This window comes from Calothrix anomala FACHB-343 (genome assembly GCF_014696435.1).
Taxonomy (GTDB): domain Bacteria; phylum Cyanobacteriota; class Cyanobacteriia; order Cyanobacteriales; family Nostocaceae; genus Aulosira; species Aulosira anomala_A.
This window is the reverse complement of sequence record NZ_JACJQG010000019.1, coordinates 72,523-85,036: the sequence shown is the minus strand read 5'-3', so window position 1 is coordinate 85,036 and position 12,514 is coordinate 72,523. Positions and strand designations below refer to the sequence as shown.

Genomic DNA, 12,514 nt, shown 5'->3' with positions numbered 1-12,514 from the left:
TGGTGTTTTTAACCATACAATTGCTGGTTAAAAAAGTTAATTAAGACAATTGTTGGTAACTTGGTATTGAACGCAAAAAAGCCAGAGAAATGAATCTCTAGCTTAATTTAATGGTTATAGACAAAAGAGTAGGTGAAATCAGCTAACAACCTAGATTCTGCCGAGGTTATGCAGCCCTAAGATAATACCCGCGCCTAAAATATGACCGAAAGCGGTGGTAGCGAGTAATGCAGGTGCGCCGAAGCCACCAAATAAATTAGGTGAGGGCAAAGCAGGGCCGACGCTGGGATACTTGATGGTAGATTTGCCAAAGGCGATCGCAATAATATTCGCGATAATCATGATAATCCCAACGGTTGGACTCCATTGTAGGGTTGTGGGTACAGTGGAAGCAGCTAATAAGGTTGAAGTAAGCAACTGTTTCGCTCCTAAAACTTGTTGATCGTTTAGCAATATGATCTGAATATTTGCCAACCAATTTCAAGAAATCACACTACTTTTGCAGCAATATTTAACGATTATTCTAAATACTTAACTTTTACAGTTGTACTGCTGCGGTGTTTTTGTGTATATCCCCCCTTTCCAGCAGCCTTGAGGAATTCTCAGCCAGAGTACCGGCTATACTTTAGGACATCAGAGTTTTTTCAATGCGGCGATCGGGAATGAGCCACATAATCGCCACGAGAACGTAGAATGCAAAGGCTATCCAGGAATTGACAAAAGATAGGGGAATAGCGATCGCATAAAATACCAGTGAGATTTTGCCTTTAATATCTCGACCGATGGCGATCGCTAAAGTAGAATCCTTACCGTGATGATTGATTAAAGCTACTGTGAGAATGTAATAAGCGATCGCGCAAAACAACAATACCGTACCATAAAGAGCGATCGGCCAAGCAGAGACATGGTTTTCACCCATCCAGCCAGTCACAAAGGGAATGAGCGACAACCAAAACAGCAAATGCAGATTAGCCCAAAGAATTCTACCATTCACATGTCTGACAGCTTGCCATAAATGATGGTGATTATTCCAGTAAATGCCAATATAAATAAAACTCAGCACATAACTCAAAAATACCGGAATCAACGGACGCAGCGCGGCTAAATCAGCACCATGCGGTACCTTAAGTTCTAGCACCATAATCGTGATGATAATCGCCAACACTCCATCACTGAACGCTTCTAATCTCCCCTTCCCCATCGGTTACGCGCTCCTTTTGTGCCTAATTTTAAGTCTGTTGTCTGTACTTTAAGTAATTACTAATTCGTAATTCGTAATTCGTAATTTTTGGGTTTAATTTCCCTTCGTCTATACGTGGAGCCAGTTTGAGTCTGGGTCTGAATCCCCGTCTGTAGGGGCGGGTTTATTTGGATCGTCGATACCCAATAAGGATATCTGTGAACCCGCCCCTACACTACGAATTACGAATTATCAATTAGGAATTATTTTAACTTGTCTTGATCGTAGGAGCTAGGGGCTGGTCATTCAAAGTAACGAATGGGACAAACATCAGGAAGGCAGTCGTTACTAATTTCTCATCACAAAACTTCAGTATTTTTCCGTAAAAAAATATTTAGTTGTTGTATTTCAAAAAGTGCTTATGTGTTCAGTATTAGCGTAAATCTTGTTATTGCACAGCACAACGCACCAACCTAACTTTTTACCTTGGTGTAAAAAGCGAGTTTTCATTCTTGATTTTGGAATTAGTTATGACTGCAATTTTCTCTTTAACGGTCAATTCTCTAGAACTCGATCTATCTGTTTTAGCTGTCTTAGAACAGGGAATTTTATCAAGTCAATCTAGATTACAAAGCTTTGCCAAGGAACCTGAATTTGTCTCTAAAATGGCATTGGCTTTTAACCCAAACCCGGAAGCAGATAGCTTACAGACAACCTGGATAAATGGGGATTTTAGTAATTTTCCGCTTTTAGAAATTCGCTATCAGTCTGACCTAAATGGAGCAATTGGGGCTTATAGTGCAGAAACAGGGACAATTTATCTAGCTTATGAGTATTTACAGCAAGTTAGTGATATTCAAGGGTTAGTAGGGTTAATTTTAGAGGAATATGGCCATTATATAGATGGGGTATTGAATGGCAATAATGATAGTGATGGGGATGAAGGACGAATTTTCTCGGCGTTGGTGATGGGAGAGAGTTTGTCTGAGACAGAGTTAGGACACTTGAAAGCCGAGAGCGATCGCGCAGTTATTAGCCTGGATGGGGTAAATATCGGCGTGGAAATGGCCAGTTTTGTCGGAGATGAAAAACCTAACCTGATTGTCGGAAGTAGTGGAGATGATTACATTAGCGGGTTAGAGGGGAGTGATACCCTTGACGGTTCAGGGGGAAATGATGTCATTGGTGGTGGAGAAGGAAGCGATCTGCTGATTGGCGGTACAGGGAATGATGTTTTATACGGGGATAGTGAGAGTGATGTCTTAGAAGGGGGTGAAGGGAATGATGATTTAGATGGGGCTGGAGGAAGTGATATCTTACAAGCGGGGATAGGGAATGACACCCTAAAAGTGGGTATAGGAGATAACGTAGATGGGGGAGAAGGTATAGATACCCTCTTTTTATATTTACAGGATTCGACTAACAATTTGACATTAAATTTGACCGATACTAGTGTCACTTTAGCCGGAGATAGTAATACTATCGTTCAAAATTTGGAACGAATCAACCCGATTTACACAGGAAGTGGCAATGATATCTTCAATGTCACGAATTATATCTTTGGCGGGACAATTGATGCCGGAGCCGGAATCGATATCTTATACGCAGACTATAGCACTGCAACTGGTGCGAACATTGGGGTGAATAATCAGGGGATTATTAACGGTGCTAGCTATATTACTTCTCAGAACCCCACTAGTAATTATTACTTTTACTATTTGAACTTTGAAGGGGTCAATATTACAGGAACGCCCTACGATGACTTTCTCTCCGGTGGCGATGCAAGTAATGACACTGTACAAGGCGGTGCAGGTAATGATTATATCTCTGGAGGAATTGGGGGCAATGATAGTCTGATAGGGGGACTGGGCAATGATACCCTAAACGGAGCAGATGGTAGCGATACCATGATCGGGGGATTGGGAGATGATGCCTATTATGTTTATGAGGTTGGGGATCGAGTTTATGAAAACCTCAACGAAGGGATAGACATCGTTTACGCCGGCATTAGTTATACTTTAAGCGATCGCCTAGAAAATTTGATGTTAAGTGCTGCTATTAACATCAATGGAACAGGAAACAGCCTAAATAACTACATCACAGGTAGTAGCGGCAATAACATCCTCGATGGCAAAGCCGGAAATGACACCCTCAGAGGTGGCGCTGGCGATGACACTTACATTGTGGATAGTGTTGGGGATACGATCATAGAAATAGGTTACCAAGGCATAGATACAGTTAAAGCTGCCATCAGCTATACCTTGGGAAGTGCCCTAGAAAATCTTATTTTAACGGGTACGACTAACATCAACGGCACTGGACGTTATTTTGATAGCTTTATCATAGGAAATAGTGGCAATAATCTCCTCACAAGTTATTTTGGCAATGATACCCTAAATGGAGGTCTCGGTAATGATACCCTGATTGGCGGTTCAGGCAATGATATTTACACCGTTAATAGTGTTGGCGATGTAGTCACAGAAAACCTCAACGAAGGGATAGATACGGTTAACGCTGCCATCAGCTACACCTTGGGAAATCATCTAGAAAAGTTAGTGTTAACAGGCACTAGCAACCTTTCAGGTACGGGTAACGCACTCAACAACACGATTACAGGTAACAGTGGTAGTAACACCCTAGATGGTAAAGCTGGTGACGACACCATGTCAGGGGGCGGTGGCAACGATACTTACACGGTTGACAGTATTGGAGATGTCATCGTTGAAAATACTAACTCAGGTACAGATACCATCAATGCCTCAATCAGCTACACTTTAACAGATAACGTTGAACGGCTAACCCTGACAGGTACAGCAGATATCGACGGTACAGGTAACGCTGGTAATAACACCCTCACAGGTAACGCTGGCAATAACACCCTCACAGGTAACGCTGGCAATGATACCCTCACAGGTGACGCTGGCAATGATACCCTGATTGGTGGCACTGGCAATGATAGCCTCATAGGTAGTGATGGCAATGATAGCCTCAACGGTGGTGATGGCAATGATATCCTCAACGGTGGTCTTGGTGATGACACCCTCAACGGTGGACTTGGCAACGATAGCTATACGGTGGATAGTTTAGCAGATGTAGTCATCGAAAATGCTAACTCAGGCACAGATACAGTTAATGCCTCAATTAGCTACACCTTGACAGATAATGTTGAACGGCTAACCCTGACAGGTACAGCAAATATCGACGGTACAGGCAACAGCCTCAGTAACATCATCACAGGTAATGCTGGTAATAATACTCTCACAGGTGGTGCTGGTAATGACACCCTCAACGGTGGTCTTGGTGATGACACCCTCAACGGTGGAATTGGCAACGATAGCTATACGGTGGATAGTTTAGCAGATGTAGTCATCGAAAATGCTAACTCAGGCACAGATACAGTTAATGCCTCAATTAGCTACACCTTGACAGATAATGTTGAACGGCTAACCCTGACAGGTACAGCAAATATCGACGGTACAGGCAACAGCCTCAGTAACATCATCACAGGTAATGCTGGTAATAATACCCTCATAGGTGACGCTGGTAATGATACCCTTTCTGGTGGAACAGGGAACGATTTCCTCCAGGGCACTCAAGGTAGCGATCGCCTCACAGGGGGTGAAGGGGTAGATTATTTTGGCTTTGGTGGAGTGGCTAACTTTAGCGATTTAGGCACAGATACCATAACCGACTTTACCAAGGGCACCGATCTCATCCTGTTATCCCATAGTGTATTTAATTCCTTAACCATGAGTAATGATGGCATAGTTGCCAATGAATTTGTCGCAATTACTGCCGATAGTGCTACTGAAGTCAGTCTAGCAGGAGGTAGCACTGCTTTCATTGTTTACAATACTTTTACTGGCAACCTTTTCTATAATGCCGATGGTGCAGTCGCCGGATTAGGTTCTGGAGGACAATTTGCGGTTCTGAGCAATAAACCTCTGTTGGATAACAGTGATGTATCATTTATGGATTTCGCCGCCTAGGACTTTCAGCGGGAGTACTTTTGCAAGATTAAGTTAGCTTTCATTAGTTTGTTGAAATCGACAATTTCAGCCCCTAATAATTTGGGGGCTGTTTTTTCTTGCAGGGGCGATCGCACTGCGAGTTAACGACACAAGTTAACGGTACAAGTCAGTGGCGATAGACAACTGAGTACGCAAGTTTTGGGAAATGCTCATGATAAACGCGATCGCTGCTATTTCATCGCTTTACTAGACTTTACCCACTCTAAAGACGGCTTGCGCTGGGATTTTACACAATCCTGTAAATAAAGATTGATGAGACTTTGATAGGAGATACCAGTTTCTTCAGCTAGAGCCTTGAAATAATCAACCACATCTTCTTCAAGCCGAATTGTTACCTGCTTCTTCAGCTTTTTAATATAGGGATTTTTAACAGACTGGGAAAAATCGTACTCTTCTTTCATAAGGAAAAATTGTGATATTGCTGACTCTCTTGTTTCGTAGCTTTTCGAGCAGAGATGATGCGAATAACTTCTTCACTTTCTCGATAGAGATGACATACCAATAGTAAACGCAGTGAATCACTCATCCCTAACAGTATGTAGCGATCCTCCTCTATAGAATGCTCAGGGTCATAGATTAAGCGGGCATTCTCATCATAAAAGACAGTTTCTGCTTCCTCGAAAGATACACCATGCTTTTGCTCATTAGACTTAGCCTTGCGTTCATCCCACTCGAATCTCAACTGGCTCATACTTACAGTGTAGTTACAATGTATATCATAAGCAACTGGAGTAACTGGAAAATCAAAAATCCTCAATCCCGACTGCCCAATGAATGGGTACACAAGTCTTGGGAAATGCTCATGATAAACGCGATCGCACTCTAGATAAATTACACTCAAGGGAAGACCGATTTATTTGCCAGTCCTGTTATGTCTTCTTCTACAGACTCTTTACCACCTGCTTTAGCTAAGATTGTTCAGCGCTTTCAACGTGCTTCCGATCCGAAGCGGCGCTATGAACAATTGATTTGGTACGCGCAAAAACTCCCAGAATTCCCGGAAGCTGACAAGATACCCGAAAATAAAGTCCCTGGTTGCGTTTCTCAGGTGTATGTCACCGCAAGCTTGGATGATGGAAAGGTGAAATTTCAAGGTGATTCCGATTCGCAGTTAACTAAGGGATTAGTAGCACTGTTAATTGAAGGTTTAAATGGTTCATCGCCTACAGAAATTGTCCAACTCGCACCAGATTTTATCCAAGCTACTGGTTTAAATGTTAGTCTGACACCTTCCCGCGCTAACGGTTTTTATAACATTTTTAAAACTATGCAGAAAAAAGCATTGGAATGTAAATTAGAACAGTAGTAGTGAGTGCCGAGTAAAAACTCATGTCTACCAATTTATTATCAACTGAGAGCGCTGTTGGCTTTGGTGGAGTAGTTAAAGAATTTGTCTGGAATTGGGAAAATCAACCATTAAAGGTAGTGTACGAAACTCTTGGTCATGGTTCTCCCTTATTGCTACTCCCTGCTTTTAGTAGTGTGTCCACCCGCGAAGAAATGGGCGAATTGGCGAGGCTACTAGCGCCGCATTTCCAAGTCGTCGCTGTAGATTGGCCTGGTTTTGGCGAATCTTCGCGACTGAGTTTAGATTACCGTCCTGAGATATATCAGCAATTTTTAGCAGATTTTGTTAATTCGGTGTTTAACACAGCAATTAACGTTATAGCAGCCGGTCATGCGGCTAGTTACGTTTTGCAATTAGCTGTTAAACAGCCTGCTAGTTTTCACAAAATTGTGTTAACGGCTCCCACTTGGCGGGGGCCTTTACCGACAATGGGCGCAAGTTCGCAAATTGCAGGTATGGTGAGAGGATTAGTGCGATCGCCTATTGTGGGTCAAATTCTCTACAAACTCAATACCCTACCATCTTTCTTAAATTGGATGTACCGTCGCCACGTGTTTGTCGATGCGGCTAGATTAACACCCAGTTTTATGGACAAGAAATGGCAAACTACCCAAAAACCAGGAGCGCGATTTGCTTCTGCGGCTTTTGTCACTGGTAATATTGATGCGGTACACAGTCAATCTGATTTTCTCGCATTAGTGCGTAGATGCGTAGCAGCTTGTCGCCAGACATCGCTATCTGTACCACTAATGATTGTCATTGCAGAATCGAGTCCGCCAAAATCCAAAGCCGAAATGGAAGCGATCGCGGCTTTACCAGGAGTGCGCAGCGTTGTTCTTCCTGGTTCCTTGGGACTCCATGAAGAATACCCAGCAGAAGTTCTCGAAGCTGTCTCACCTTTTTTAATCTAATTTAAGAGTCAACAGTCAAGAGTCAACAGTCAAGAGTCAACAGTCAAGAGTCCAAGATATAGTTAGTTGAGCATTGACCATTAACCATTAACCATTGACCATTGACTATTGACCATTGACTATTGACAGCTAAACTCAACTATTCTGTAACAGTAGCCTTTGCTGCTAATTGCAGTCTGGGATCTGGCATAAATGTATATCTGAGATATAAGCCACCCCAAACAAATAAAGCAATTAACAATGCACCAATACCTATCGGACTAGGAAGCCAGAATAGTACTTCTATATGGTTTAATTCGCCGGTTTTTAGCTTCCAGACGAGTTGATTGTTGATTTTTTCTGGCTCAATGGCGTTTTCCGCGATCGCTAAATTTTTCGCTCCGAAGGGAGTTGTTAAGCTAAAATCCAAATCGAGAATTGAACCCGTATTTGATAAAACATTACCATTGCTGGCGATTAACGAGAGCGATCGCAAATCCAAATCATAAATTAAGCGATTCCTGACTAATAGTAAAAAGTTGTTTTCTTCTATGAGCAAGTTAGATTCAATTTTTGGTAATTCTGAATTTGCTTCATTTTCTACAGATTCCGCTTTTTGATTAACGTGGGAATTAAAAAAATTGTTGAACTTTTCTTGTAATTCCTGCCCATTATTAAAGGGAATTGAGACAATTATTTCTTCTTGAGAAATCCTATTGCTTTTTCCTTCTAATTTCCGCGCCCGACGTTCTATACTATCTAACCATTCATATACATAGTCGCCGCTAAAACTAGTTAGCCTTTCGCCTAGTTTAATGTGCTGCACAAATTCGCCATGATTGGAGTGGTCAAAATTTACGCCTACGTCATACTTTACGCAACCAGTTAACAGCAAAGATGTTAATAAAACAAACCATAAAATCGGTTTGGGAATTTTGCCGTTCCGACTGTTGCGTGGTGTAGGAAAGTTACGGCTATTCGACTTGTAAGTAGCATTTTTTGTAAACAATTCTTGCTTTTTTAATACAAAACTTAATGGTCTAATTAACCGTGCCAAAATCTTTCCTAAATACAACCAATTCATGACTATAAATCTCCGAAAAGCGCGAATATTTAACCAATCTTTACTTGTAACCTTTGCTAGGGTTGATGTAAAGAAAGTTTTTCTTAAAAACTCAACCAAACCAAGTAAGAAAGGATGAATCCGATCACAATTAACCCTAACCAGATAAAGCGATTATCCTTTGTATTGACCTGGCTGAGATCGACAAATTCCGGTTCTGGAGATTTTTTATTAGTATTAGAAGTTGAGCGAGGTTTGAGCGTGACACGAGTTTGGGCGTCATTATCTGGTAATTTACCCAAGTCAGGAATTTCCGTCATCCATTCACTCGGTCTTTTCAGCTTTGGTGCTTTTAAAATGTAAAGTAAATGCCGCGCTTGTTTGTTAATTTCTGAGTAGGGATGACGCTTGAGTTTTTCGCAAAGTGCGATCGCATCTTCACCTCTCCCAGCCGCTTCATAGGCTGTTACTAGCCAAATATCTACTTCACCCCCAAGCTTAGTATTGCGAGACACAAGGGCGCTAGCTTTCTCTAGATTCTCTACAGCTTCTCGATATTGCCCGTTTTCAAAAGCAACTCTTCCGGCTTGGTAGTGAGATTTAGCAATTTCTAAACTTTCAGTATTCACGTTCTACACACAAATCATTACTGCCTTAATTTATTGTGCCAATGCGAGCAGTTTTTGGGAAATTTGGCATGGGGCATGGGGCATTGGGCATGGGGCATGGGGCATCGGGCATGGAGCATGGGTATAAAAAACTCTACCCATGAGGGGATGGAATTTGTGAGCGTGGGAAATATAAAAGATTTTACGGCACGCTACAAGAGGATGAAGTTTCCCGTCAGTTTCAAGAATTATGTCAAAAATGCTGGTAGAGGAATTTTTTCCAGTAAGTGTAGTTAAAAGTGTAATTAAAAATTCTTGTTTATCAAATTTTTGAGGTATAAAAATATGCATAATAGCAAGAATTGGCAAAAGACTTGGTTAGGCGCAGGTGCAACGCTAGCATTGTTAGGCGCTACAATTGCCCCAGCTTCTGCCCAATCGGTGATTATTATTTATGGCGATACACAACCAGGGGTAAGCTCGTATGATTACGGTAGCTCGATAGCAACTCCTATACCTATAAATCGGGTATATAAGCACCCTGGTAACAGAGGTAATTATTATCGCCGTCGCGGTGACGATAACTATCGTAGAACTACCATTTATTCCTATCCTCCCTATCCGCAAACCATTATCAATCCTAGTGTCACCTATCCGAATATGGTGCATCCGATGTTTCGTAACCAGCCGTTGAGAAATCCTGTATTCGATCAGCGTCCTGATTATCAACCAAATTATCGGCAATTTAGAGGGCGATCGCGCTCCATTTTGTTATACCCGCGTTAAATTTGTCAAATCTGGTTTTTCCTCTGCGCCTCTGCGTTCTCTGCGGTTAAAAAGGAATTAATTGAACCACAGAGACGCAGAGAACACAGAGAACATAGAGATCAGAGATTAAGAAAACTTAGACACACTATACTAATCTTAACTAGCTTGGCGTTCTTGGCGTCTTGGCGGTTCATTCATTTCAATCTTTATGCATCGCAAGACTACTGACTATTAACCATCGTCACAATGGTAGATAGGGGTACTTCTGCAAAATACGCTCTTTGAAATTGTTCCTCGCGCACAGCTGCTAAAAATTTAGCAATAGCAGTATCAGCCTGTGTAGGTGGGGTTCCCCCATTCGCCGTATTTTTTGCTTCTTGACTGATGTGTAAATAACGGTCTTGACGCTGTACTGTAAACCCTAAATATTTTAAAGCCTTGAGTCCCAATAATAAAGTATGGTCGCCAATACCTAATTTTTGTAACAGTTGAATGCGGGTAACTAGTTGATTAGTGCGACTGAGATATTTAGCAATTCCCACTAGAGTCAGCCAAATCTCGTTAGGTGATTGTTGATTGGGTTTACTCCATGCGATCGCTAATTGTTGATTAGTATAAAGCGATCGCTTCCACCAAGCGCGTAAATCATCCCAGCTTGTCGGACATTCTGCTACAACTACCGTTGGTTGCTGATTACTTAATTCTGATTTTTCTTGATTGCGCCAGTCTAATATTAAATCTGAGTTATGAGTGGTAAATACAGAATCCACACTCGCACGCACAGCAATTAACCGAATTTCATAGCGTTTCTTAAAGGTGTTATAGTCCAACTCGGCTATACAATCACACCTACCTATGGGTAATTCGTCTTTGTAATGTCCCCACCAAATCCCTGCAAAGGCGTTTCTGGTGGAATCATCCCGAATATCAAACTCGGTTTTGATATATTGTACTTTCTTTCCTTGGGCATCCTGTTGATTGCGATGCCAAGCATTTTCAAACCAGCAATTTTTAATTAATAGCTTGGGAACAGGGTTACCCATTCCGCAAGGTTCTAATATTTTCAATTCTAAAAATAAATCTTTGCCTAAATCTGCAACGGTGACGGTGATATCTGCTTGAATGGTTGCCGTGAGAGTTTTACCACCCAAAGATTGACGTAACCTTTGGTTAATCGCTTGGGAAAATAACGGAATATTCTCCACTACCATACTCAACCCAGCCGCAAAGGGATGTCCGCCAAACCGATGTAATAAATGTGCTTGGTCTTTTACTAGTTGGTACAAATCAACAGAATTGATGGAACGAGCGGAACCACGGGCGAGAGGCTGGGTGCTAGTTTCTGTTTCATCTTCTGGGGGGACTTCTGTACTTAGTAAAATGGTGGGTTTTCCTGTTTCCTGTGCTACTTGCCCCGCGACTAAACCGAGTACGCCTACAGGCCATTGAGCATCTGCTAAAACGATCGCACTTGTGGTAGATAAATCTAATTGACTCAGCTTTTGTGCTACTTGATTTTGTACATCTTTCTGTAAAGACTTACGGCGAGAATTGGCTAATTCTGTGTCTTCTGCTAGTTCGCTACATCGTTTAATGTCGCGACTTGTGAGTAATTCTACGCAAAACCTCGCATCGCCTTGTATCCGACTTACTGCGTTAATGCGCGGCCCTAAACCAAAGGAAATATCTGTAGGGCGATCGCCACTTTTCTGACACAATTCTAATAATCTCCCCACACCTGGGCGTCGTCTAGCTGTGGGCGGTTGTTTAAAATCTTCTTGTAAACGTTGAATTCCCAATTGGGCTAAATAGCGACAATCGCCGCTTAACTGCACTAAGTCAGCAATTAACCCCACCGCTACTAAATCTAACAAATCTTCTAAAGGCTGTTGCGGGACATCAGGCAGACTTTGATAAAGTGCTTCTACCAACTTGTAAGCTACCGCTACCCCAGAAAGATTATACAGGGGATGTTCGTTAGGTAAATTGCGCGGGTTAATAATTGCCATCACTGGCGGGCGTTCTGCGGGTAAAGTGTGATGATCGGTAACGATGACATCAATACCTAGCTTTCGCGCATAAATAATTTCATCAATATTAGTACTGCCTGTATCGCAGGTGACAATTAAAGTACAACCTTGTTGTTCTAAATTATCAATACCCGCATTATTGAGTCCGTGAGATTCCTTGAGGCGATTGGGAATGTAGTAACTTAACTGAGAGTTTTGCGCAAAAAATTGCCCCAAACCATCCCAAAGCACGGAAGTAGAGGTAATTCCATCAGCGTCAAAATCACCCCAAATAGCCACTTTTTCACCAGCGTTCCGGGCTAATTTCAACCGAGAAACAGCTAAATGCATTTCTTCCCCAAATTCAAAGGGGCTAGCTGGTTGATAAGCTTTATAGTTAACAAACCCTTCTAATTGCGATGTATCTTTTATACCCCGTTGCCATAATAATTGGGCTGCATACAATCCACTTGATGCCGGAGTATACTTTTTCACAGCTTTGATAAACCACTCTGGCGGTTGTTCAGTTGCGGCTAAAGTCCACTGCATGATTAAAATTCAAAATTCAAAATTCAAAATTCAAAATTCAAAATTAATATATTTCCCATGCCCAATGC

Annotated in this window: 11 protein-coding genes; 4 read left to right on the top strand and 7 right to left on the bottom strand. The window is 41.9% G+C overall.

The annotated features are described in order from the left end of the window. Positions 1-150 precede the first annotated feature (150 nt). Both psaK and H6G08_RS13235 read right to left on the bottom strand, forming a co-directional pair. The gene (gene psaK, locus H6G08_RS13240; RefSeq protein WP_190542943.1) at positions 151-417 is read right to left on the bottom strand and encodes a photosystem I reaction center subunit PsaK; all 267 of its coding nucleotides are present in this window, start codon (positions 415-417) and stop codon (positions 151-153) included. A 208-nt stretch (positions 418-625) separates the two neighbouring features. Further along, on the bottom strand, positions 626-1,201 hold the full coding sequence (locus H6G08_RS13235) for a TMEM175 family protein (protein WP_190542940.1): 576 nt from the start codon (positions 1,199-1,201) through the stop codon (positions 626-628). Positions 1,202-1,710: 509 nt separating this feature from the next. Between H6G08_RS13235 and H6G08_RS37495 the strand changes: the two genes are divergently transcribed. Beyond that, the gene (locus tag H6G08_RS37495) at positions 1,711-5,169 is read left to right on the top strand and encodes a calcium-binding protein (protein ID WP_242046147.1); all 3,459 of its coding nucleotides are present in this window, start codon (positions 1,711-1,713) and stop codon (positions 5,167-5,169) included. A gap of 212 nt (positions 5,170-5,381) precedes the next feature. Here the strand turns inward: H6G08_RS37495 and H6G08_RS13210 are convergent, their stop codons facing one another. Beyond that, a complete protein-coding gene (locus H6G08_RS13210; protein WP_190542937.1) occupies positions 5,382-5,612 on the bottom strand; it encodes a DUF6364 family protein in 231 nt (76 codons plus the stop codon). Further along, positions 5,609-5,902 (bottom strand): BrnT family toxin, encoded by a 294-nt coding sequence (locus tag H6G08_RS13205; protein WP_190542934.1) that lies wholly within the window; start codon positions 5,900-5,902, stop codon positions 5,609-5,611. The genes H6G08_RS13210 and H6G08_RS13205 overlap by 4 nt, the downstream gene beginning before the upstream one ends. Positions 5,903-6,082: 180 nt before the next feature. Between H6G08_RS13205 and H6G08_RS13200 the strand changes: the two genes are divergently transcribed. Further along, on the top strand, positions 6,083-6,517 hold the full coding sequence (locus H6G08_RS13200; protein WP_190542931.1) for a SufE family protein: 435 nt from the start codon (positions 6,083-6,085) through the stop codon (positions 6,515-6,517). Positions 6,518-6,540: 23 nt separating this feature from the next. Continuing rightward, on the top strand, positions 6,541-7,470 hold the full coding sequence (locus H6G08_RS13195) for an alpha/beta fold hydrolase (protein ID WP_190542928.1): 930 nt from the start codon (positions 6,541-6,543) through the stop codon (positions 7,468-7,470). A 139-nt stretch (positions 7,471-7,609) separates the two neighbouring features. Here H6G08_RS13195 and H6G08_RS13190 read toward each other — a convergent pair whose 3' ends face one another. After that, the gene (locus H6G08_RS13190) at positions 7,610-8,533 is read right to left on the bottom strand and encodes a DUF3153 domain-containing protein (RefSeq protein ID WP_190542925.1); all 924 of its coding nucleotides are present in this window, start codon (positions 8,531-8,533) and stop codon (positions 7,610-7,612) included. Between the two features lie 83 nt (positions 8,534-8,616). Then, positions 8,617-9,141, bottom strand: coding sequence for a tetratricopeptide repeat protein (locus tag H6G08_RS13185; RefSeq protein WP_190542922.1), 525 nt, complete (start codon positions 9,139-9,141; stop codon positions 8,617-8,619). A 324-nt stretch (positions 9,142-9,465) separates the two neighbouring features. Here H6G08_RS13185 and H6G08_RS13180 point away from each other — a divergent pair, with 324 nt between their 5' ends. After that, positions 9,466-9,906: a hypothetical protein gene (locus H6G08_RS13180; protein ID WP_190542919.1), complete on the top strand. Its 441-nt coding sequence runs from the start codon at positions 9,466-9,468 to the stop codon at positions 9,904-9,906. A gap of 203 nt (positions 9,907-10,109) precedes the next feature. Here H6G08_RS13180 and recJ read toward each other — a convergent pair whose 3' ends face one another. Next, positions 10,110-12,446, bottom strand: a complete 2,337-nt coding sequence (gene recJ, locus H6G08_RS13175; protein WP_190542916.1) for a single-stranded-DNA-specific exonuclease RecJ — start codon at positions 12,444-12,446, stop codon at positions 10,110-10,112. Positions 12,447-12,514: the final 68 nt, after the last annotated feature.

Bases quoted from the DNA above. Each gene is read 5' to 3' on its own strand.
- H6G08_RS13205 (WP_190542934.1), bottom strand. From the start codon at position 5,902: ATGAGCCAGTTGAGATTCGAGTGGGATGAACGCAAGGCTAAGTCTAAT.
- H6G08_RS13210 (WP_190542937.1), bottom strand. From the start codon at position 5,612: ATGAAAGAAGAGTACGATTTTTCCCAGTCTGTTAAAAATCCCTATATT.
- H6G08_RS13180 (WP_190542919.1), top strand. From the start codon at position 9,466: ATGCATAATAGCAAGAATTGGCAAAAGACTTGGTTAGGCGCAGGTGCA.
- H6G08_RS37495 (WP_242046147.1), top strand. From the start codon at position 1,711: ATGACTGCAATTTTCTCTTTAACGGTCAATTCTCTAGAACTCGATCTA.
- H6G08_RS13235 (WP_190542940.1), bottom strand. From the start codon at position 1,201: ATGGGGAAGGGGAGATTAGAAGCGTTCAGTGATGGAGTGTTGGCGATT.
- H6G08_RS13195 (WP_190542928.1), top strand. From the start codon at position 6,541: ATGTCTACCAATTTATTATCAACTGAGAGCGCTGTTGGCTTTGGTGGA.
- recJ (WP_190542916.1), bottom strand. From the start codon at position 12,446: ATGCAGTGGACTTTAGCCGCAACTGAACAACCGCCAGAGTGGTTTATC.
- H6G08_RS13200 (WP_190542931.1), top strand. From the start codon at position 6,083: ATGTCTTCTTCTACAGACTCTTTACCACCTGCTTTAGCTAAGATTGTT.
- H6G08_RS13190 (WP_190542925.1), bottom strand. From the start codon at position 8,533: ATGAATTGGTTGTATTTAGGAAAGATTTTGGCACGGTTAATTAGACCA.